Source organism: Guptibacillus algicola, assembly GCF_020171805.1.
Taxonomy (GTDB): domain Bacteria; phylum Bacillota; class Bacilli; order Bacillales; family Guptibacillaceae; genus Guptibacillus; species Guptibacillus algicola.
This window is the reverse complement of record NZ_JAIVAF010000001.1, coordinates 509820-532644: the sequence shown is the minus strand read 5'-3', so window position 1 is coordinate 532644 and position 22825 is coordinate 509820. Positions and strand designations below refer to the sequence as shown.

Sequence of the window (22825 nt, the reverse complement as noted above, 5' to 3'; positions counted from 1 at the left end):
TAATGTTTCCAATTCTTAAATACTATTATACAATAAACTACATAAATTTCTTTTTATTGTTAGAATTTGATAATATTTTTATTTAGGAGGTGGCAAGCTAGTGGGTTATTTATTGGCTTTAGTTGGTGGAAGCTTGCTTTTATTACTATTGATGGTTGCACCACTTGGTCTTTCACGTATACAGAAGTACGTCGTTGCTGGGATGGGGTTGCTGTTAAGCTTACTACTACTTGTATTTAAATCTATTTATCCACTCCCGATCGCCTTTGTACTAGTGCTTCTTGTAGCGATGGTCATCATGTATGTTATTTGGAAAAAAGCAAATTACTTGTTGATTTCCTCGGAAGGAAGCAAGGAATTATTGGAAGATTACTATAATCGAATAGAAGTAGCTGAAGAAAAAATTCTTGAACCCGAGGACGAATTAGTAAACAGTCCCTCAGAAATTGTCGATGAAGAAGATGAGGACCTTAATTTAGAAGAAATAGATTTTGAAGAGTCAGAAGGTGCTGAGAAGCTAGAACAATCGTCGGAAGATAACTCAGAGTTTGAGGTTTCGGAGGAAGATACGGAATCTTTAATTGAATTAGATAACATAGAAGAACATGCTGAAGAAAATCGTGAGTTGGATCAAGATACTTACGATGATGAATACGTAGAAGTGCTTGAAACTGTAGAAGTTTTAGAAGAGGCAGACTATGAAACAACAAAAGAGCCTATTGATCATGCAGATGAACAAGAACAGGTGAAAGAGGCGCTTAACGAAACCGAAGAAACAGCAGATGATATAGAAGGGATCGATTTCTCTCTTCGCCTTGAGTCTGTTTTAGAAGAAGCACCATCTAATGATTTCGAGGAAAGCGAAGAAGAACTGACCGTAGAGAACATTGCTGAAGAAGATTTTGAAGTCTCAGAGTTGGAAGAAGAAGTGAAGGTTGATGAAGATTTAGAGAGTGAATCAGGTTCTGACGAGGATGAGGACCCTCAATCATCTCGAAGCAACGATTTTGAATCTCGATTAGATAACGACTCTTTTGATGATAGTGAAGAAGAATGTGATGAAATTTCCGCTGAGGACAATATTCGAGTAGAAACTTATGATGACGATGAAGATGTACTCGATCCAACTGATGCTGAAGTGAACGATTCAAATGATGAGGAAATCAGTGATGAAGTTGTTGAAGATCAGTCTGAACAGATTGCTGGTGAAATGGTTGCATTATTACGTGAACAAGCGAGTTACTTAAAAAACAGTGGAAATAGATCTGCGTATGTCAATGTTACCGAGCAGTTACTAGATTCCCATTTAACGGATGATATCTATTTTGCTGTCGCGGCAGAATATCGGGATTTTCTTATTGTACAAAAAGAATGGGCGAAACTTAACACTCTTCTAGATGAAATGGAAAAGCGTTGTGAGTATCCCCTTTTACTTGAAGAAATTCACTACTTAAAGACACGATACAAACAAAAATGATGAAACAGGTGTGTGATGAAGGATGAAGAAAAGCAATCAAATCGTAGGTCTACCAATTATCAGTATTGAAAGTGGTTCAGAGATTGGTCATGTTAAATCACTAGTTGTAAACGCCTCGGACAAGTCTATCGATTTTCTAACCGTAGACCACCCAGATTGGGACGTAAGTGTAAAAGCTGTTCCGTTTCGTAAAGTGATTGGTGTTGGGGAATACGCAGTGATGATCGAAGAGGAGAAATCGATCTTTGATCTATCTGAAATACCGATTGCAAATGAACTAGTAAAGAAAAAAATCAGTATTATTGGTACGAAGATCATTAACCGAAAAGGTCAATTTCATGGAGAAGTAAGCGAGTATTATCTCGATGACAATACCGGAAGAGTTATAGGACTTGAGTTCAAAACGAATGATACAGAACAATTCTTATCAACTGAGCACGTGATTACGTTAGGAAAAGATCTTTTGATTGTAGCAGAAGATGCAATCGATCATATTGTGAACCAGCCAGAAGAGCTATTTGAACCCCTGAAACCATATACATCTGAAACGTATTCAACTCATGGCAAAGTAGAAGTTGTCAGAGAGGCGCCAAAAGAAGAGCCTTCAGCGGAAGAGGATAATGGTTTTAAAGAAAAGCAAATCGCAATTCTTGAAGGGAAAAAGCTACTAAAAGATATTTATACCCCTTCTGGTGAACTTTTGTTTGAAGAAGGAAGTGTTCTCACTAGAGATGAAATAGAGAAAGCTCAGGAAACGGGTGTAGGTGTAGTGGTCGAAATGTCGATGCATGTATCAGGATAGAGAGGCGAAGTAAATGAGTTCTGAAACGAAGAAGGGTTTATTGAAAACTGCGGGTCTTATCGTCTTTTCAACTCTTTTTATTAGTTCTTTTTCATTAATAGGTTCTTATACCTATGACGCTGCATTTGGGGAAGAAACGTTACCACCTAATGCATTAATCGGTAGTGTTTCAGTGTCCGGATTAGAACCCCAAGAAGCGAACGCAAAACTAACCCAATTGACTGATGAATGGAAAGCGTCTCAGTCTCTTTCATTCTCATACAATGAACAAACTGTACCTCTATCAGGAGAGCTCTGGGAGTTTCAAATCGAACAAACTGTAAAAGAAGTTGCTGAGACAAAATCGAGTGAAGTTCCTCTGTATGTCTCTGTCAACCAGGAGCTGCTGAAAGAGAAAATGGGTGAGCTCGATGTGAACCCGTCAAATTTCAGTTTGGAATTGTTGTCGGAGGTATTGATTGGCTATGCTTCTACACTTGAAAAAGATACCATTGCCATCGATCTATCAAACTATTACTCGATAAATAGTGATGTAGAAGAGATCTTTCAAAGTGAAGTGAAAGGCACATCTGAATTGATTCTTGTTCCTAGTCTTGTTGATGAGATAGGGGCTGTGACGATAAAACCTGAAGAGAACTTTTCTTTACAACAGGTGTTAGCAGCTGCTGGTGTTACAGATAAAGCAACGGATAGCTTGAATATGTTCGCTTCAGCGATTTATGAAATTATCCTTCATACGAATTTTGAGGTATTAGAAAGACATACCACCCTAAATACACCGTCCTATGGCGAACCAGGTTTAAATGCGGCGGTGAATGTTTCGAATCGTGATCTCGTTTTTTATAACCCGAACCCAACGACCTATAAACTAATGTTTGAGTGGCAAACAGATACCCTGGTCGCGACCCTGAACGGTCCAGCTTTTCCTCTGCAATTCAGACCAAAGGTCGAAGAAGAAGTTCTCTCTCCTGATACGATCGTTCAATATTCTGCTTCTTTGAGTGGAAATAATAAGACGATTGTTGAAGAAGGCGAAGATGGTCTATTGATTAAAACCTATAGAGAGACGCTTGACCAAGATGATCGCGTGATAAAAACAGAAAAGTTATTAGAGGATTTTTATCCTCCGGTTCACCGAGTTGAGAACAGAGCATATCCTGAGCCTACGGCGAGTGATGGTGGTGACTCTTCCAATAGTGGTAGCGGAGAAAATGGAGAAGGTTCAGAGAACGGAGAATCTACCACCGATGATGAAAATGGCGGCAGTAATTCAGACTCTGAAGGTAACTCTAATTCAGGGTCATCAAATGACTCAGAAGGTAAGGAAGAAAAAGATGGAGAGGAGGACGGTGAAATCATCAAGGGATTAGAATACAAGAGGGAGGGAGATTGATGAGACAAACAAAGAAACGACTAGGTGATCTCCTTGTCGAGTCCAGCTTCATCACACGAGAAAAAATCGATGAAGTGCTCTCTCAAAAGCCTAAAGGTTTGAAATTAGGCGACGCTCTCATTGAACAAGGCATTCTAACAGAGCAGCAACTTATCGAGGTGCTCGAATTACAGTTAGGCGTACCACATGTGAGTTTGTACAATTATCCTATCGAAACAAATGTGATCGATATCGTTCCAAAAGACATCGTAAAGAAATATCATCTCGTTCCTTTGAAAATAGAGAACAATAAGCTGTATGTTGCGATGACTGATCCGATGGACTTCTTCGCAGTGGACGACCTTCGATTATCAACCGGGTTTATGATCGAGCGAACGATCGCGACGAAAGATGATGTCAACCGAGCGATCAGCAAATACTATGAAATCGATGATTCGATGGATGAGTTGCTTAGTGATCTACCAGGAGAGCGAGATGAAAGAGAAGAAGATCAAGTGACTGACGAAGATTCTCCGGTCGTGCGACTAGTCAATCAGGTCATTCAGTTCGCTGTCCAAAACAGAGCAAGCGATATTCACTTTGATCCTCAAGAAACAAAATTACTTATTCGTTACCGAGTAGATGGTCATCTTCGAACGGAGCGAAGCCTCCCGAAGCATATGCAGAATGTGCTAACTGCTCGTGTCAAAATCATTGCGAACCTGAACATTACGGAATCAAGGGTACCGCAAGACGGGCGTATCAAGATTAGTATCAACCACAAGCCAATTGACCTTCGTGTTTCAACGCTGCCTACGGTTTACGGGGAAAAAATCGTTTTGCGTGTACTCGATATGAGTAGTACATTGAATCGATTAGAAAAGTTAGATTTTCATCCGATCAACGATAAGCGGTTCCGTAAAATGATCGAGCAGCCGAACGGCATCATCTTGATCACTGGACCAACAGGGTCAGGAAAATCTTCTACCCTTTATGCAACGTTGAATCATTTGAACCAGGAAGAAACAAACATCATTACGGTGGAAGATCCAGTTGAATATCGGTTGGAGGGCATCAACCAGGTTCAAGTGAATAGTGGTGTTGGTCTCACGTTCTCTAAAGGACTTAGGTCCATTTTACGCCAGGATCCTGATATCGTCATGGTTGGAGAAATCAGGGATACTGAAACGGCTGAAATCTCCGTTAGAGCATCACTAACCGGTCACCTTGTCTTGAGTACACTGCATACGAATGATTCGATTGCAACGATAGCACGATTAATCGATATGGGGGTGGAACCTTTCCTTGTAGCTGCTTCGCTTTCCGGTATCGTCTCACAGCGTCTTGTTAGACGAGTGTGTAAAGACTGTCTTCATCGTGAGGCCGCAACAGAACGCGAGAAAGAGATTTTTAGAAAAAGAGGAATTACCATCTCTGATATTTCACGTGGTGCCGGATGTGGAAATTGCAATATGACAGGTTACAAAGGGAGAATTGCTCTTCAGGAAGTCCTTGTGATGGATGATGCGATACGAAAGAAGATCATGAACAACGAAGATATGAGCAGTATCCGCCAGTATGCAATCAAAAAAGGGACGATCTTCTTAATCGACGATGGTTTACTAAAAGTTAAGCAAGGGTTAACGACAACAGAAGAAGTACTACGAGTCGCTTTTAATGAGTAATGAGTAGGTGAAGGTATGAGAGAGCAAATGGACAAGCTATTACGAGCAGCATGTAAGTTAGGGGCCTCCGATGTCCATTTAACCATCGGTGTTCCTCCAATCTTACGAATACATGGTGACTTGAAACGGTATGGAAATGAACCATTGGAGCCTGCCACAACTGAACAGATGGCAAGGCTGTTGATTCCAAAAGAACAGTGGACAACGTTTAAAGAGCATGGTGATTTAGATTTTTCCTATAGTTTAAAAGGTGTTTCGAGATTTAGAATCAATGCTTTTCATCAAAGGACAAGCATTAGTCTAGCAATACGTGTTGTTCCGTCTTCCATTCCTTCTCTTGAGAGCATTCATGCTCCTGAAATTATTAAGAAGCTCGCTTTGAAGCCTCAAGGGTTAATCTTAGTAACTGGACCTACAGGGTCAGGGAAGTCGACGACGCTTGCTTCAGCGATTAACTTTCTAAATCATACCGTCCAAAAGCATATCATTACGCTCGAAGACCCGATCGAATATCTACATAGTCACCGAAACTGCGTGATCGATCAACGAGAAATTGGCGCAGATGTGAAGAGTTTTGCAAGTGGCTTAAGAGCTGCTCTACGTCAAGACCCTGATGTTGTTCTAGTAGGGGAGCTTCGTGATCTAGAGACCATCCAAACAGCTGTGACCGCAGCGGAAACGGGGCACCTCGTATTCGGGACGTTGCACACGAGTAACGCTGGAGCGACGGTGGATCGGATCATCGACGTGTTTCCGCCGAGCCAACAACCACAGATTCGAATTCAGCTCGCATCTGTGTTGGTAGGGATTATCTCTCAGCGACTGTTTCCAACGGTTGATAAAAAATCGAGGAGACCTGCGTTTGAAGTGCTAGTAAACAATCCGGCGATCGCGAATTTGATTCGTGATAGCAAAGTCTATCAAATCCCGAACGTTCTACAAACTAGTAAATCGACAGGAATGGTAGAGCTATCAAGTTCGATACGGAATTTGATCAAGAATGGTGTGATTTCAAAAGAAGCTGCTGATCCATATTTACAGGGGGAATAATGGCAATGAGCCAATTTCAATACGTTGGTAAAACAATGAACGGCAGAGTGAAAAAAGGAAATTTAACAGGAGCAACAAAACGTGACGTCATCCTGCAGCTGAAAGATAAAGGAATAGCTGTAATGGAGATTCAGGAAGTCGAACCTTCCCTTTTAGCAAAAGACATTACGATAGGTAACCCTGTAAAGCTTCGAGATTTTGTCGTTTACTTGCGTCAGTTTGCAACGCTGCTTCGAGCAGGGGTGTCGATTGTTGACTCAACAGCAATCCTCGCACAGCAAACGGAAAGTAAGGCGTTAAAGCATGCCTTACAAGATGTAGAAATCGAACTCAGAGCAGGGAATCCTTTTTCTCAATCTGCTGCGAAACATAAGAAGGTTTTTCCGGCGATGTTTATCAACATGATTTACGCTGGGGAAGTAAGTGGTAGCCTTGATAACGTACTTGACCGCCTTGCTTTGTATTATGAGAAACAGCATAAAACTAGGCAAAAAGTTATTTCTGCGATGACATATCCGGTCATTGTTGGATTGATTGCGATCGGGGTAGTAATATTCTTGTTAGCTTCTGTAGTCCCTTCGTTTGCTTCAATGCTAAACGATCTAGGAGGAGAACTTCCGGTCATTACCAAAGTCGTACTAGGTGCAAGTGAATTTGTTCAGTTATTTTGGTGGCTGATAATTATGGTTTTTTTGTTAATTGTTGGATTTATTTCTATAATTCGTAATAAACCATCTAGTAAGTATTATTTTGATTATGCTATACTTAAAACACCGATATTCGGGAAGATTTTACAGAAAGCGACGATGGCACAGATGACGCGAACGTTGAGTTCACTGTTCTCGAGCTCGGTCCCCATCCTGCAGTCGATCTCGATTGTAGAAAAAGTTGTAGGGAATGAGGTGGTGGTCAAAGTATTGCGTGAATCAAGAACCTCGCTTGAACAAGGGAAACGATTAACAGAGCCGTTTAAGCAGCACTGGATCTTTCCGCCTCTCGTAACGCAAATGATTGCGATTGGAGAAGAATCAGGTTCGCTAGACGCAATGCTAGCCAAAGTAGCAGATTTTTATGAAGATGAAGTAGAAAACGCAACTGATCGTTTGAAGGCCTTGATCGAACCGCTGATGATTGTTTTTCTAGCGGCAATCGTAGGGGTAATCGTACTGTCCATCATCGTTCCGATGTTTGAAATCTACAATAATGTGGGGTAGTAGAAGTAGGTTACTAGTTTTAGATAAACATAGACATCATAGATCTTATACTTAACTATTATATTAGGGGGAAAAGGAATGTTTAAACGCTTTTTGAAGAATGAAAAAGGTTTAACGTTGATCGAACTTTTAGTTGTTATTGTTATCCTTGGTATTATTGCTGCAATTGCAATACCGGCGGTTGGTTCTCTGATTGATAATTCTAAGACAGATGCTCATATTGCGAATGCTGAGCAGATGGCGAGTGCAGCTAGAATGGCAATTGCTCAGGATGGAGATGGAACAAAAGAATTCTCAATGCAGGATTTGATAACTGCAGGTTACCTTGAAGCGATTCCTGAATCCCCAGGAAATGAAGGTGATTACGATTCAACCGCTTCTAAAGTCGAATACGATGGAACATCATATACTGTAACTCTTTCAGATGGCACGCACGCATATATTGATGGCTCAGTGGCGGTTACAGAATTAACTAGAGCTTCAGTTGAGCTAGAGGCTACACCATAATTTTTTCAATAACCCTCCTCTGGAGGGTTATCTCCTTATAAACAACCGATACATAACGAATTACTAAACTATTTCGATTAAGGATGAAACCTATGGGGGTCGTAATACATAGTTATTTATTCATAGTTGGCCTTGTTTTAGGGTCATTTTTTAATGTGGTGGGACTAAGGATACCTGTGAAGCGTTCGATCATAACTCCTCGTTCGTCTTGTCCTTCGTGCGAGCGAGTGCTAACACCGATCGAGTTAATTCCAGTGTTTTCTTATGTTCTACAAAAAGGAAGGTGCAAAGGCTGTTCTACAAAGTTTTCTCCACTCTATGCCGGTGTCGAACTCACAACGGCATGTCTTTTTACGATCGCACCGCTCCTGGTGGGATGGTCAAAAGAATTGCTTATCTCGTATGGACTGATATCACTTTTAATCATTGTGTTTGTGTCAGACTTTACGTACATGCTTATACCTGACAAAGTGCTGTTGTTTTTTGGAGCATACTTTCTCATTTCGAGAGTGATCGTCCCGATGAACCCATGGTTTAGTCCTTTGGTGGGCGCTGCTCTCGGTTTTTGTCTATTGCTTCTCATCGCTGTCGTTAGTAAAGGTGGAATGGGAGGCGGCGACATTAAGCTGTTTGCTGTCCTCGGGCTAGTATTTGGATATCAAGATCTTTTGATCGTTTTCTTTTTCTCAACATTATTTGGAACGATCATTGGAATTGGAGCGATGGTAAGTGGAAAAGTAAAGCGAAAGCAGCCTATTCCTTTTGGTCCTTCGATTGCACTCGGTGCTTTACTCACTTACTTTTATTCAGACAACATCATAGATTGGTATATTAGTTTCTTGTAGTGACAGGGGGATATAATGAATGCGCTTTTTGGGATTAAAGCCTCAGACAAAACAAATTAGCCTTGCACTGTATGACCACGTGATCCGTATGGTTGAGATAAATAAAGGGGACAGGTCTCTTCGCGTGTATCACGAACGGTTCTTGCCTAACGATATCATTAAGAATGGGAAGATCATTGAACGTGAAACGCTGAAAGACATTCTTGTAGAGTGTGTAGAAGAGTGGGGGATCAAAAAAAAGAAGGTGCAATTTCTTGTTCCTGATACCTATTTGGTTCTTCGAAATGAAAAGCTTCCACTTACTGTTTCAGATGACGAGATAAAGGGACATCTCTATTTAGAAATCGGTTCGAGCATTAAACTTCCTTTTAATGAAGCGGTATTTGATTATGAGTTAGTACGAACAACCGAGGAGCATAAAGAGATTTTATTGTTTGCTGCTCCAGAACACATCGTTACAGATCTATCTACTTTACTAGAATCCGTTTCGTTACGTCCGGAAGCTGCAGATGTTACTGCCCTTTCGCTCTATCGACTTTATTATCATCATGGTCTCATCGATCAATATGAACCTACTCTCATTATCCATGCTGGAATTCAAACGATGAACGTTAGTGTTTTTTATAATCATCAGCCTGCCTTTATTCGTCAGATTCTAATGGATACACCATACTCCAAGTGGGAAGTTCATTCTACTTCAAGAGTATCTGAAAGTTTGAAGTGGTCAGGAGATCAAAATGATTTACACGATAAAATTGAAGAGAGCATCACAGAAATCGAGCGTGTTATCAATTTTTATTACTATTCGATGAATAGGAGTGGAAAAACGATACAAACGGCTTTTCTATCAGGAGACTTTCCGGAAATCGATCTACTAAACTTACGGTTAGAAGAAACGTTAGCGATACCTGTTAAGGGTGAAACGAAGAGTGAAATCAAAGATGAAGATGGACTAGCGTTGCCGATGAAATATTATACGGCGATGGGGCTTGCTTTAAAGGGGTGCAGTGATGCTGATTGAGATTAATTTACTCCCTAAGAAAACAAGACGTACCATTTCATTTATATATGTTCCAATATCAGTCGTAGCGGTTTTACTAATTGCTTTTATCATCATGGTAGTAAATGCTAGTCAGTTGAAGAGTGAGCAAGCTGAACTTGAACAAAAAGTCGAGCGTACGACTGAACTATTATCTGTCATGGAAGGAAATGATTCTGAATTTGTGAATTCTGCTGACACGCTGCAACAGTATGTAAGTTGGTTAGATTCTGTTGAATTTTCAACGGTGAAACTACTAGACGATTTAGTTACACGTCTTCCTGAACGGGGCTTTTTCATGGAATATGCTTTCGATGGCGATGAAACTGTAACGGTCACTGTGCAATTTGATCAGATGAAAGAAGTTTCTCAATATCTTAATGAATTAAATCAGTCTGATAACGTGACGTCAGCTAGTGTCCTTACAGTTCAAACGGCACAGTTAGCGGAAGAAGCGGAAGAGGACGCGAGGATTTTACCGCGGTATGTAACGGATTATCAGATCGTGATAAATAAAGAAAACCTTAGAGCGGAAGAGGAGGAGACCGATGGATAATCGTACGAGAAATCTATTGACGGTAGTCGGTCTACTGCTTCTTGTATTTGGCGTAACGATGTACTACTTTTATGGCGTTGCTCCTAAAAAGCAAGAAGTACTTCGATTGGAAAAGCAGGTTGAGCAAAATGAGAAACTCATCGCTCTCCTTCAAGCGAAAGAGGATGAAAAGGTAGATGCGTTCGATACGACGGTTCTCCAAAGAAAAGTACCTGTTAAACCATTGGTCGATCAATTCATTCTCGATTTAAATCGCGCTGAACTCGTATCAAAAAGTAATATTCATAAATTGGACTTTTCTGATGATGCTTTGAACACCGATCAATTCTCAAATGAGAATGAAGATGAAAACGAAAGTTCAGAAGGTGAAACCACTGAAGAGACAAGCACTAAGGATGCAAACCTTCCATCGGAGCCAGTCGTAGCTCTTCCTGAAGGTATTCAAACTGTAGATGTTAGTATGGAGATGTCTTCTGATAATTACCCTTCCTTACGAAAGTTTCTACTGTCTATTGAAGATTTGCCAAGAATGGCTCTCATCAGTGGGTTAACGTTCTCAGGTAAATCTGAGTCGCTCGATACAGAAGAAGGAGACCCAGAAGTTGCCTATGTTGCGAATGTTGCGACCTTCTATATCCCGACCTTAACAGACCTTGCTGAACAGACACCATCGATCGATTATCCAGAACCATCCGATAAGGACAATCCGTTATATGAGACGGTTGATGATGAGGAAGAAGATTTTTCAGAAGAAGCTGCATCTGAATAATGTGTGAGCTGCCAACGTGGCAGCTCTTTTTTTATACCAAAAACAAATCTAGTAACTCCTGTTCTAGTAATTCTCTCTATTTCATAGACTGTAGTACAAGCCGCTAATGAGGGGGGTAACGCAATGAAAGACGGTAGAACGATTTCAATTCGTTTCAATGGAGAGAACAAGGACCGTGATCCTGAAGTGCATAAAGAGGAAAGCGCAGCTGCGGAGGAGAAGGAATTTGAGTGGATTCTTCCTGAACGAAGAGATGAGAAGAAAGTCGTCGAATTTAAAAAACTACAGCTGCCAAAAAAGAAGTATCCTCAAGTCGAGAAATCTAAAAAGAAACATATGCTGCCACTTCGGAGGAAAAAGAAGAAGCATCTCGTTTCTCAAAATCGATCGCTCACGTTGCATAAGAGTGTCGTTGTTTCAGTAGCATCTGCGGTATTTATTGGCGTTCTTTTTGGATTTATTCTACTTATGGTATTTTCAGGAGACGATTTAGCTCCCCCTGTAAGCAGTGATGCAAAAGAGTCTACGGAAGTAACAGCTGTCAGTACCGATACAGCTGAATTGTCACTAAGTCTTCAAGTCGTTCAATCGGGTGTTTATAGTACAGAAGAGTCTGCGCTCGAATTTCAACAAAGACTGAAGGATAACGGCTTTCCTGCTGCAATTATTAATAGTGATAACTATTACTTGATGATTGGTGTGTCTTCAACAGTAGAGGGGCAGGAAGCACTGGCTGGATATTTTAAGAGTAAAGGTGAAGATGTCTATGCGAAACAATGGAATGTCAGTGCTGAAGGTGCTGTATTATCCAAAGAAGGAGTCGCTCATTTAACAGAAGGAAAAGCGTTTATTGAAGAACTCGTTTCGATGGATCTTAACGGCCTGACTGATAAAGAATTGACAGCTGACATGCTTGGGGATGTTGAAGGTAGGTTAAGTGAGTGGAGTCAAGCAACTCCTGACATAGAAGCTTTAAGTAAAGGGGATGGAGAGGAACTTGTAACCTCTTTGACCGGAGCAGTAGCTGAAATGAAAGAGTATACATCTAATGAAACAATATCATCCCTTTGGGTTGCTCAACAGCATTTACTCGATGCACTCGTATCATACCAGGAATTGGTTGAAAGTTTGAAATAGTCACGGGTTTGCGGAGACGGCGATTTAAATGTAGGATAAAGGGGTAGCTTATTATATAAAGTAAGAAACAACGGAAATAAATTACTTTCTTATGCACATACAATGATAAGAAGACACGAAAAATGTAAAGGAACATCAAAATTTTAAATTGTGGAAAGAAAAGGGATTTGATAAGCTGTTATCAAGCCCTTTTCCCACTTTTGAATCATTTACAAAAAGGGTGGTATACATGAAGCACCTCGTATTAGCCTCAGGCTCTCCACGAAGGAAAGAACTTCTTGAGCAAATGAACCTCACTTTTGATATCATTGTAAGCCGCTTTGAAGAACATATCTCTCTATCTGTCCCCCCTTCTGAACTTGTGCAACAGCTTGCTTATGGTAAAGCGAGTGACGTGTTTAATAGAACACAAGATGCAGTTGTGTTAGGGTCTGATACAGTTGTTACATTAGATGGTGATGTGTTGGTGAAGCCAGATAACCGCGAGCATGCGAGGCAGATGCTTACGGCTCTTTCAGGTCGTACACACACTGTTTATTCAGGTGTGTCAATTTTATCAGATGGTCAGCAGGCGAGTTTCTTTGAGGCGACTGACGTAACGTTTTGGGACTTAACAGACCGTGAGATTGCTCAGTATCTTGATACGGACGAGCCGTATGATAAAGCGGGAGGCTATGGGATTCAGGGCTTTGGTGCCGCCTTTGTGAAATGTATTCAAGGAGATTATTATAGTGTGGTTGGGCTTCCGATTTCTAAAACGCTGCGTGAACTTGCGGCTTTTGGAATTGTTCCAGAGATTCAGCATAAGTCAGACAGATAGATGAATCCAGGGAGGAAGCGTGTTGTTAAAAACACCACTATTAATTCGAGATTACCCAGAAGACGAACGCCCAAGGGAACGTCTGATCAAGGGTGGTCCTGAGATACTATCAAATCAGGAGCTTCTCGCTATTATTCTTAGAACAGGAACGAAGCAGGAGTCTGTGCTTGAATTATCTCATCGGATCATACAACATTTCGAAGGTTTGCGTCTTTTGAAGGACGCGAGTGTTGAAGAATTAACTTCTCTAAGCGGTGTTGGCCCTGCAAAAGCGGTTCAGCTCATAGCTGCGATCGAACTTGGTAGACGGGTGAGCCGTCTGCAGCAGGAAGAACGCTATACGGTACGCTCTCCAGAAGATGGAGCGAATTATGTGATGGAGGACATGCGCTTCTTGTCACAGGAGCATTTTGTTTGCCTATATTTGAATACGAAGAACCAGGTTTTACATAGACAAACAGTCTTCGTTGGCAGCTTAAATGCTTCTATCGTTCATCCGAGAGAAGTGTTCAGAGAAGCGTTTCGACGATCAGCTGCATCGCTTATTTGTTTTCATAATCACCCGAGCGGTGATCCGACTCCTAGCCGTGAAGATATTGAAGTTACGAAAAGGCTAGCTGAATGCGGAAAAATGATTGGAATCGATGTGCTCGATCATATTATTATCGGAGATCAAAAGTTTATTAGTTTAAAAGAAAAAGGGTATGTGTAAAACATTGTCCATGACACGTTTTCCCACTACCGTTTTCAATACTGATGCAGTATAATCATATTTATGAGTTTTGCTTGAACTGAAGGGAGATTTAACATAAATGTTTGGTGGATTTTCAAGAGATATGGGTATAGATTTAGGTACAGCGAATACGCTGGCTTATGTGAAAGGTAAAGGAGTAGTTGTACGAGAGCCGTCTGTGGTAGCACTCCGTACAGATACAGGTTCAATAGAAGCGGTCGGTAACGATGCGAAGAATATGATTGGACGTACGCCAGGAAACATTGTAGCTCTAAGACCGATGAAAGACGGAGTAATTGCAGATTTCGAAACAACAGCCACAATGCTGAAGTATTTCATAAAGCAAGCGCAGAAAAATCGCTCAGTATTCGCACGTAAACCGAACGTGATGGTGTGCGTACCTTCTGGGATTACTGCAGTTGAAAAACGTGCGGTAGAAGATGCGACTCGTCAAGCAGGAGCACGTGAGCCTTATACAATCGAAGAGCCTTTCGCTGCAGCGATCGGTGCTGACCTCCCTGTTTGGGAACCAACAGGAAGCATGGTCGTAGATATTGGTGGCGGAACAACAGAAGTTGCAATCATTTCACTTGGTGGTATCGTAACGAGCGAGTCAATTCGCATTGCTGGTGATGAGATGGACGAGTCTATCATTCAATACATCAAAAAAACGTATAACCTTATGATTGGTGAAAGAACTGCAGAGCAATTGAAGCTTGAAATTGGTTCAGCAGGATCAACAGAGGGAATCGAAGCAATGGACATTCGCGGACGTGACCTCGTTACGGGCCTTCCAAAAACGATCAGCGTAACAGCGGAAGAAGTGTCAGGCGCCCTCAACGATACGGTGAACAGCATTATCGAAGCTGTAAAAGTGACTCTAGAAAAAACACCACCAGAACTTGCTGCTGATATTATGGATCGCGGAATCGTTCTGACAGGCGGGGGAGCATTGCTTCGAAATCTTGATCAGGTAATTAGTGATGAAACGAAGATGCCGGTTATCGTAGCAGAAAATCCGCTAGAGTGTGTTGCGATCGGAACTGGTCGAGCGCTAGAAAATATTCATTTGTTCAAATCAAGAGCAGGGATTACGTCCCGATCATCAAAACAGAAGTAGTTAGAAGGTGTTGTAAGGCATGCCGCAATTTTTTTCGAATAAAAGACTAATTGTTCTACTTGTCAGTATTATCGTTCTTGTGGCACTTATCGGTACCTCAATGAAAGAGAGAGATGCTTTGACGATACCAGAACAATTCTTCAAAGATTCAGTTGGTTGGCTTCAATCAGTCTTCTATAAACCCGCTAATTCAGTAGCGGGTTTATTTGAGAGTGTTGAGGATATGAAGGATATGTATGAAGAGAACAAACTCTTGAAATCTAGATTAAATGAATTTGTTGCGCTATCTGAAGAGTTGAAAGAAGTAAAGAAGGAAAACGCGGAACTAAAAAATGAGTTGAATATCGACCCATCTACGGGAATCTCAAACTATCAGACCTTCCATGCGAATATGATTGCTCGATCTCCTGATCGCTGGAATGATTTACTGACGATCGATAAGGGTAAGCAAGATGGTGTAGAAGCGAATATGGCTGTTACTACGCCTGAAGGATTGATCGGTAAGATCAAAAACGTTCAACCGTTTTCTTCTACTGTCCAACTCGTTAGTGATGTGGATCGTACAAATCGAATTGCTGCGATGACTCAGGAAGATGAGAATGTTTTCGGTACGATCGAGGGATACGACACAGAAAGAGATGTGTTGCTATTTGCGAAAATACCAGTCGATACGAAGGTCAAAAAAGGCCAAACAGTGATAACAGCAGGTAATGGCGGTATTTTTCCAAGAGGGATCGTCATTGGAGAAATCCTTGATGTCGAGACAGACAATGTAGGAACGACTCAGACAGCTTACGTTAAGCCTGCAGCAGATTTATACGATATTAACAATGTGATGGTGATCGACAGGGGAGCTCAAACGGTAACCCCTTCATCTGAAGAAGGTGATGAAGAATGAAGCAGCTTCTTCTCTCAGGAACGCTCTTCGTTCTTTTCCTTTTAGAAGGGACAGTTTTTCAAGTATTCGCCCCTGAGCAATACGGTTTTGAATTTCAACTGATTCCAAGGTTCGTAACAGTCGTTGTTCTTCTAGTCGGTATGTACTTGAGTCCTATGTTCGGAGTGATCTTTGGAGTCATCTTCGGATTGTTACATGATTTGATCTACACCGATTTAGTCGGTGTTTATATGTTTGGGATTGCAGTTTCCGCATACATAATTGGCTACCTATCAAGGGTTTTCCAACTGAATTTGTTTATTTCGCTTGTTCTCGTTTTACTTGGTTTTTCCATGTTAGAATTCTATGTTTATGAGCTATTTTCGTTAATTAATGTTACGAATCTTTCGTTTAACTCATTCATTTATGATCGGTACTTGCCCTCACTAATCTTGAATGGCGTCTTTATGCTTATTGTTTATTTTCCTGTGAAGCGTTTGCTGGAAGAATTGTCGGAGAGCCGTAGACAAGAAAATTAGGCCGAAAAGAGGATTTTCCTTTAGCTACGTTGAAATATTCTATGTTGAGGTGAATGAAATTGGCTATGGCACAAAAACAATCACAGCATTATGTCACAATAAAAGGTACGAAAGATGGCTTGAATTTGATTTTAGATGATTCCTGCGCCTTTCGTGATGTCATAAATGATCTTGATGACAAACTTTCCGCTCGTCATATTCAGCAAACGGAAGGCCAAACGGTTACGGTTACAATCAAAGTAGGGAATCGGTACTTAACAGATGAACAGGAAGACTCGCTCCGAGAGATTATTCAGGAGAAACAGAATCTTGAAGTTGACCGGATCGATTCCAATGTAATCTCACGTGATGAAGCTGAAGAAGAAAGAAAGCGGACGACTGTTAAGTCCGTTGCAAGAACTGTCCGCTCTGGTCAGGTTCTTGAGGTAGAAGGAGATTTGCTCTTAATAGGAGATGTTAATCCAGGCGGTACTGTGATGGCTGGGGGTAATATCTTCGTTATGGGAACGCTTAGAGGAATTGCTCATGCCGGAGCATATGGTAATAATGATGCAGTTATCACGGCGTCTTTATTAAAACCTTCCCAACTACGAATAGCAGATTTAATTAGCAGACCACCTGATCAAACAGGCATCGCAGATGCAGAAGCAGAATGCGCATACATCAAAGAGGGAACTGAAATTAGCGTAGATCGCGTTCAAATACTTACTAAAATTAGACCGAATTTGACAAGGTTGTAGACAGAAAGGGGAATGTTGTGTGGGAGACGCTATAGTAATTACTTCCGGAAAAGGCGGCGTGGGCAAAACCACGACTACAGCAAACATCGGAACAGCTCTTGCACTAATGGGCAAAAAGGTATGTCTTGTTGATACAGATATCGGCCTACGTAATTTAGATGTTGTAATGGGGCTTGAAAATAGAATTATCTATGATCTCGTCGACGTTGCTGAAGGTAGATGCCGACTTCATCAAGCTTTGATTAAAGACAAGCGTTTTGAAGCGCTATATATGTTGCCTGCTGCTCAAACAAAGGATAAGTCAGCTGTTCAACCGAAGGAAATGAAGAAAATCATTGAAGAATTGAAACAGGACTATGATTACGTCCTAATCGATTGTCCTGCAGGTATCGAACAAGGCTTTCAGAATGCCATTGCTGGAGCTGATAAGTCAGTTGTCGTTACAACTCCTGAAACGTCAGCAGTTCGAGATGCTGATCGTATTATCGGCCTTCTTGAGAAAGAGGAAGGAATCGAGGCGCCAAAGCTCGTCGTTAACCGTATTCGAAATCATATGATGCAGAGCGGTGAAATGCTCGATGTTGATGAGATCGTATCGATCCTTGCGATTGATTTGCTTGGGATCGTAGGAGACGATGATACTGTTATTCGTGCTTCAAACAAAGGTGAGCCCATTGCGCTTGACCCAAGTTCGAAAGCGTCGATCGCTTATCGTAATATCGCTCGAAGAATTCTTGGTGAATCGGTACCGCTTCTATCTCTACAGGAAGAAAAGGGTATGTTTAAAAAAGTGAAGAAGTTCTTTGGAATGCGTTCGTAAAAGCCGGCCCTCGTGCCGGTTTTTTTGTTGGATTTGTTCAATTCAACTCCTGAAATCAACTGACATATCCCTTCCGGACAAGTCATAGACTGAGTACTACGGCTAGGAGGGAGGGGTGAGCGATGGGAAGAGATATAAACGACGTTAGGAAACGACTCAATGCTAGAAAAAAGCATCGTCATCCGGGGCGGTCGACTGTTCAATCTGAAAGAAAAGGAGATCAGCACTCACATGGGTCATTTAAACAAACAGAGGTGACCTTTCATCCTTTATTTAATAAACAGGCCTTTCTCATACGGGCGATGATTGCTGCTTGTTTGTTTTTAGGTGCGGGAATTTTATTTAAATCAGATAGTGAAAAGCTAGTCCCTATGAAGCAATATGTAACGAGTGTGATGGAGGATGACTTCCAGTTTGCTACAGTTAGGGAATGGTACGAAGGCAAATTTGGTAATCCTGTTGCCTTAATCCCGGATGGGACGGATACGAATACGGCAGGTGAAGCTCCTGTTTTCGCATTGCCTGCGAACGGAAAGGTGCTTGAGGATTTTCAGTCGACCGGAAAAGGAATCATGGTTGAAACTGTTTTGAGTACTGAAGTAGAGGCAATCAATGCTGGCGTAATCACATACGCTGGTGAAAAAGAAGGTATAGGAAATACTGTTGTCATTCAGCATGCAGACGGAAGTGAATCATGGTATGGCATGCTAGAATCGGTCGATGTAGCGTTATATGACTTTGTGAAAACAAAGGACAAATTAGGAAGTGTGACCAACTCTGAAGATGGAAAAACTGGGACGTTCTACTTTGCGATAAAAAAGAACGATGGATTTGTTGATCCTCTTCAAGTTGTTCCGATCGAATAATGCTTTCAAAGTTGACTATTCACCCGTTGTTTTGGGTCACAATAGGATTAGCTATAATGACGGGAAGATTCAAAGAGGTCATCTTACTATTTAGTATTGTCCTTATCCATGAATTGGGTCATGCTGTTGCTGCACATTATTATCGTTGGCGGATAAGTAAGATCGTCCTCCTTCCGTTCGGTGGTGTAGCGGTTGTTGATGAGCATGGCAATAGACCTATACATGAAGAATTCATGGTGATTCTTGCAGGACCATTGCAGCATCTCTGGATGGTTGGCGCCGGATTCGTGCTCTTTGAAGCTGGGATGATGAGCGATTCGCTATTTAACCTTTTCATTTTCCATAACATGATTGTTCTATTATTTAATTTACTTCCAATCTGGCCTTTAGACGGTGGAAAATTATTATTCTTGCTATATACTATCATGTTTCCTTATAAAGCTGCTCATCGACACATGATTTACTCTTCTGGCGTATTTCTATTAATACTGATCCTACTTACGCTACTTTGGTTCCCAGAGCAGCTTAGCTTGTGGCTCGTAATAAGCTTCCTGGCTGCTGCACACTTTAAAGAGTGGAAACACCATCCTTATGTGTATTTCCGATTTTTACTTGATCGCTATACAAAAGAATACAATGGGAAAGAAGCAACACTTTCTGTTTTGCCGCATATGAGGGTGAGTGAGGTGCTCTCTCTACTTTACAGAGGGAAGCGTTATAGCATTTCCATCAAAGAGCTTGATGTTTGTGCGGATGAACAAGTGCTACTAGAAGCTTATTTCAGAAAGAAGCAGATAAGGTGTGCAGTAGGCACGCTTTTTAGATAAACTTAAGAAAACGATCAAAGGGTGCAAAACGACATGCAGTTAATTGTTCTAGAGAAAAAGGGCGTGCGAGTCTTCGCTATACAAAAGGAAGGAACGTTTACAAATCTATGGGTTGAAGAGCGACATCGAAAAAAACCACTCCAGGGAGATATTATTCTCGGTGTGGTTAATAAAGTCGTTCATGGAAAGAACGCAGCATTCATTTCTCTAGGTAGTGGTAAGCCAGGCTTGTTGAACGGTGAGGACACGATAGTGGCACAAAAGAAAAAAACAGTCGGAGAAACACCTCCGGCTGTTTCTGATGTTATTGAGGAAGGGCAAGCCATTCTAGTTCAAGTAATGCATGAAGGCTACGACCGTAAAGGTCCAATTGTGACGGAACTTGTTCAACTCCCTAGTGAGACACTTGTTTACATGCCTTATGCAGGATATTCAGCAGTGGCTAAGGCAATATCGAAACGAGAGGAATTCTTAACGATTGCAGAGGAACATTGTATAGGAGATGAAGGTATTATCTTTCGATCGAGTGCTAGAGAAGTCAGCAAGGATCAACTTGTCGAAGATTTAACGAATCAAAGGAAAGTGTGGACAAGCATTCTAGAAAACGTGAAGGATGTGCGACCACCAGCGACTGTTGTTACGGCGAATGATACTTATGACAAAGTGGATAACTATTTTCCAATTGCTCGGATGGACAAGGTGATTACGAATTCTTCCGGAGTTGCAAAAGAATTGGAGCAGCGATGGATCGACCTAAAACTTATTCAGGTTGAAGCAAACCATCGAAGTTTGCAACAGCTCGATGAAAAGTTAGATGAACTTAGCAATCCTACTGTAAAGATTGGAAAGGCGAGTATACATATTGAAACGACTCGTGCTCTAACCGCAATCGACATCGACAGCGGCGGTGCAGACTATGGTTCAATCGAAGAGACGCATAAGAAAGTGAACGAAGCAGCAGTCATGAAAATCGTTGAACAGCTGAATTTAAGAAACCTTGGTGGGACGATTATGATCGACGTCCTCACTATGTCAGAGAGTGAAAAGTCTAAATTCCTTCAATATATTAATGAAGCTCTTTCAGGAGATCCTAGAATTATTGTTGGAGGTTATACACATTTTGGCTTGGTCGAGCTTCGACGAAAAAAGCAAGGTTTGCCACTGCATAAGCTTCTTACTTGAGTTCAACAGGTAGAAAAATTATCGCATTGACACGGTATTTTTAGCTATGGTATGATTTAGTGGTTAGTTCGTTTGGAAGCACCCAAAGAGCTACAACCGCTCAGGATCAGGTTTTTAAGCTAGTGATCTAGCACCTGTAATGGCGAGTCTGAGTATTAGAGGAGGTGCACGTATGTACGCAATTATTGAAACTGGTGGTAAACAAATCAAAGTTACTGAAGGTCAGGAAGTATACATCGAGCTTCTTAACACAGAAGCAGGCGAAACTGTTACTTTTGACCGTGTGCTAATGGTAGGTGGAGATGACGTTAAAGTTGGTTCTCCTATCGTAGAAGGCGCAACTGTAACTGGTAAAGTTGACAAGCATGGTAAAGGTAAGAAAATCACGGTTTATAAATATAAGCCAAAGAAAAATTACCGTCGTAAGCAAGGCCATCGTCAACCTTACACAAAAGTAGTCATTGATAAAATCAACGCATAAGGGTCACTGACATGATACGTTTCAAAGTGAAACGCGATTCACATGACAGGATCATTTCATTCTCCCTTTCAGGACATGCCGATGCTGGGCCACATGGTTACGATATCGTGTGTGCAGGTGTTTCAGCAGTTACGTTTGGGGCAGTTAATGCAATTGATTCCCTTTGCGATGTAGATCTCATAATTGACATTGAAGATGAAGGGGGCTACCTCAGCTGTACTGTTCCTGCTCGCTTAGAGCAGCGTACGGATGAGAATGTTCAGCTTCTTCTTCGAGGAATGGAAGTCTCCATATCCTCAATTGCCGAAGAATACGGTAATCATATTCAAATCACTCACACATAGGAGGTGGGACATTATGTTGAAAATGAACCTTCAGTTTTTCGCATCCAAAAAAGGTGTAGGTAGTACGAAGAACGGTCGTGACTCAATCTCCAAGCGTCTTGGAGCTAAGAGCGCAGATGGTCAAATCGTATCCGGTGGCTCTATCCTTTTCCGTCAGCGTGGAACTAAGATTTATCCTGGTACAAACGTTGGCCGCGGTGGAGACGACACTCTATACGCGAAAATCGACGGCGTTGTTAAGTTTGAGCGCCTTGGACGTGACCGTAAACAAGTAAGTGTATATCCAGTTGCGAAAGAAGCGTAAGCAGCTACGAAAAACTCTAACCGTTCGGTTAGAGTTTTTTGATAGTATTGACTTATAAATGAAACAGTCGAGTGACGATGCACGATGAAAAACAACTAGGAATCGTTTTCTTTTTGAGGCAATATACGACGATGAAATTATTGTTATAATGAAGGAAATGGTTAGAGTATTGGGAGTGCAAATATGTCTAAAAATTGGAATACCTTTGAAGTTCTGCGCCATTCTCGTCATGATTGGTTGAATCGTCTGCAGTTAATCAAAGGGAACCTGGCCTTGGATCACATAGACCGAGCTAAGGAAATTATCGAAGAGATTATTATCCAGTCAAGACAAGAAGCAAAATTGTCGAATTTAAATGCTCCAGAACTTACAGAATATATATTAACGTTTAACTGGTGTAACCATTTATTTCAGTTGGATTTTGAAGTTATTGGAGATGAATACGATATATCTAACTATGAAGCAGAGCTGATTGAGTTAGTTGCTCGGTGTACAGAAGCGATTGAAGCACAGGTATCCTATCCTGCAGATCATCACTTACTGTTGACGCTTCAACTGTATCATGAAGAAATTCATCTAGTTTTCGATTTTCAAGGTGAGTATTCTAATTCACACAAGCTTAAAGAGTATTTCCGGAATGTTGAGATAAGCTGTGCTCATCTGACCCGATTTGAACACTCAGAGAATGAGCTTGTAAGCACGTTTTTGATTAAATGAGG

The 22825-nt window shown here is 41.3% G+C and carries 26 protein-coding genes and 1 other annotated feature; all 26 genes read left to right on the top strand.

From position 1 onward, the window contains the following. Window positions 1-100 precede the first annotated feature (100 nt). The 26 genes from LCM09_RS02940 (at window position 101) to LCM09_RS02815 (ending at window position 22823) form a co-directional block, all read left to right on the top strand. A complete protein-coding gene (locus LCM09_RS02940; protein ID WP_224878621.1) occupies window positions 101-1477 on the top strand; it encodes a hypothetical protein in 1377 nt (458 codons plus the stop codon). 22 nt (window positions 1478-1499) lie between these two features. After that, window positions 1500-2279, top strand: a complete 780-nt coding sequence (locus LCM09_RS02935; RefSeq protein WP_224878620.1) for a PRC-barrel domain-containing protein — start codon at window positions 1500-1502, stop codon at window positions 2277-2279. A 13-nt stretch (window positions 2280-2292) separates the two neighbouring features. After that, window positions 2293-3672, top strand: a complete 1380-nt coding sequence (locus LCM09_RS02930; protein ID WP_224878619.1) for a VanW family protein — start codon at window positions 2293-2295, stop codon at window positions 3670-3672. Beyond that, window positions 3672-5336 (top strand): GspE/PulE family protein, encoded by a 1665-nt coding sequence (locus tag LCM09_RS02925; protein WP_224878618.1) that lies wholly within the window; start codon window positions 3672-3674, stop codon window positions 5334-5336. Before LCM09_RS02930 ends, LCM09_RS02925 begins: the two co-directional genes overlap by 1 nt. Window positions 5337-5351: 15 nt before the next feature. Next, complete coding sequence (locus tag LCM09_RS02920; RefSeq protein ID WP_224878617.1) at window positions 5352-6386, top strand: type IV pilus twitching motility protein PilT; 1035 nt, start codon at window positions 5352-5354, stop codon at window positions 6384-6386. Window positions 6387-6391: 5 nt separating this feature from the next. Beyond that, on the top strand, window positions 6392-7600 hold the full coding sequence (locus tag LCM09_RS02915; RefSeq protein ID WP_224878616.1) for a type II secretion system F family protein: 1209 nt from the start codon (window positions 6392-6394) through the stop codon (window positions 7598-7600). Window positions 7601-7678: 78 nt separating this feature from the next. Then, a complete protein-coding gene (locus LCM09_RS02910; protein WP_224878615.1) occupies window positions 7679-8107 on the top strand; it encodes a prepilin-type N-terminal cleavage/methylation domain-containing protein in 429 nt (142 codons plus the stop codon). Window positions 8108-8199: 92 nt separating this feature from the next. Continuing rightward, window positions 8200-8952 (top strand): prepilin peptidase, encoded by a 753-nt coding sequence (locus LCM09_RS02905; protein WP_224878614.1) that lies wholly within the window; start codon window positions 8200-8202, stop codon window positions 8950-8952. Between the two features lie 19 nt (window positions 8953-8971). Continuing rightward, on the top strand, window positions 8972-9973 hold the full coding sequence (pilM, locus tag LCM09_RS02900; RefSeq protein ID WP_224878613.1) for a type IV pilus biogenesis protein PilM: 1002 nt from the start codon (window positions 8972-8974) through the stop codon (window positions 9971-9973). Next, the gene (locus tag LCM09_RS02895; protein WP_224878612.1) at window positions 9963-10547 is read left to right on the top strand and encodes a PilN domain-containing protein; all 585 of its coding nucleotides are present in this window, start codon (window positions 9963-9965) and stop codon (window positions 10545-10547) included. Before pilM ends, LCM09_RS02895 begins: the two co-directional genes overlap by 11 nt. Beyond that, window positions 10540-11316 (top strand): hypothetical protein, encoded by a 777-nt coding sequence (locus LCM09_RS02890; protein WP_224878611.1) that lies wholly within the window; start codon window positions 10540-10542, stop codon window positions 11314-11316. The genes LCM09_RS02895 and LCM09_RS02890 overlap by 8 nt, the downstream gene beginning before the upstream one ends. A 123-nt stretch (window positions 11317-11439) precedes the next feature. Continuing rightward, window positions 11440-12453: a hypothetical protein gene (locus tag LCM09_RS02885; RefSeq protein WP_224878610.1), complete on the top strand. Its 1014-nt coding sequence runs from the start codon at window positions 11440-11442 to the stop codon at window positions 12451-12453. Between the two features lie 229 nt (window positions 12454-12682). Continuing rightward, on the top strand, window positions 12683-13273 hold the full coding sequence (locus tag LCM09_RS02880) for a Maf family protein (protein ID WP_224878609.1): 591 nt from the start codon (window positions 12683-12685) through the stop codon (window positions 13271-13273). 22 nt (window positions 13274-13295) lie between these two features. Then, window positions 13296-13985, top strand: a complete 690-nt coding sequence (gene radC / locus LCM09_RS02875) for a RadC family protein (protein WP_224878608.1) — start codon at window positions 13296-13298, stop codon at window positions 13983-13985. A 100-nt stretch (window positions 13986-14085) separates the two neighbouring features. Beyond that, window positions 14086-15126 carry a rod shape-determining protein gene (locus tag LCM09_RS02870; protein WP_224878607.1) on the top strand — a complete coding sequence of 347 codons (1041 nt, stop codon included), beginning with the start codon at window positions 14086-14088 and terminating at the stop codon, window positions 15124-15126. Window positions 15127-15145: 19 nt separating this feature from the next. Beyond that, window positions 15146-16024: a rod shape-determining protein MreC gene (mreC, locus tag LCM09_RS02865; protein WP_224878606.1), complete on the top strand. Its 879-nt coding sequence runs from the start codon at window positions 15146-15148 to the stop codon at window positions 16022-16024. Beyond that, entirely contained in the window at window positions 16021-16542 is a 522-nt protein-coding gene (gene mreD, locus LCM09_RS02860; RefSeq protein ID WP_224878605.1) for a rod shape-determining protein MreD, read from the top strand. Before mreC ends, mreD begins: the two co-directional genes overlap by 4 nt. 65 nt (window positions 16543-16607) lie before the next feature. Continuing rightward, entirely contained in the window at window positions 16608-17282 is a 675-nt protein-coding gene (gene minC / locus LCM09_RS02855) for a septum site-determining protein MinC (protein WP_224878604.1), read from the top strand. Window positions 17283-17301: 19 nt separating this feature from the next. Then, entirely contained in the window at window positions 17302-18102 is an 801-nt protein-coding gene (minD, locus tag LCM09_RS02850; protein WP_224878603.1) for a septum site-determining protein MinD, read from the top strand. A 122-nt stretch (window positions 18103-18224) separates the two neighbouring features. Next, window positions 18225-18968, top strand: a complete 744-nt coding sequence (locus LCM09_RS02845; RefSeq protein WP_224878602.1) for a M23 family metallopeptidase — start codon at window positions 18225-18227, stop codon at window positions 18966-18968. A gap of 56 nt (window positions 18969-19024) precedes the next feature. Then, window positions 19025-19795 (top strand): M50 family metallopeptidase, encoded by a 771-nt coding sequence (locus LCM09_RS02840; RefSeq protein ID WP_224878601.1) that lies wholly within the window; start codon window positions 19025-19027, stop codon window positions 19793-19795. 33 nt (window positions 19796-19828) lie between these two features. Further along, window positions 19829-20977, top strand: coding sequence for a ribonuclease E/G (locus LCM09_RS02835; RefSeq protein WP_224878600.1), 1149 nt, complete (start codon window positions 19829-19831; stop codon window positions 20975-20977). Window positions 20978-21061: 84 nt separating this feature from the next. Beyond that, window positions 21062-21137, top strand: a sequence feature (ribosomal protein L21 leader region). A 12-nt stretch (window positions 21138-21149) separates the two neighbouring features. After that, window positions 21150-21458, top strand: a complete 309-nt coding sequence (gene rplU, locus LCM09_RS02830; RefSeq protein WP_224878599.1) for a 50S ribosomal protein L21 — start codon at window positions 21150-21152, stop codon at window positions 21456-21458. An 11-nt stretch (window positions 21459-21469) separates the two neighbouring features. Beyond that, window positions 21470-21802, top strand: coding sequence for a ribosomal-processing cysteine protease Prp (locus LCM09_RS02825; protein WP_224878598.1), 333 nt, complete (start codon window positions 21470-21472; stop codon window positions 21800-21802). Between the two features lie 13 nt (window positions 21803-21815). Continuing rightward, a complete protein-coding gene (gene rpmA, locus LCM09_RS02820; protein WP_224878597.1) occupies window positions 21816-22106 on the top strand; it encodes a 50S ribosomal protein L27 in 291 nt (96 codons plus the stop codon). 183 nt (window positions 22107-22289) lie between these two features. After that, window positions 22290-22823, top strand: a complete 534-nt coding sequence (locus LCM09_RS02815; protein ID WP_224878596.1) for a Spo0B C-terminal domain-containing protein — start codon at window positions 22290-22292, stop codon at window positions 22821-22823. Window positions 22824-22825: the final 2 nt, after the last annotated feature.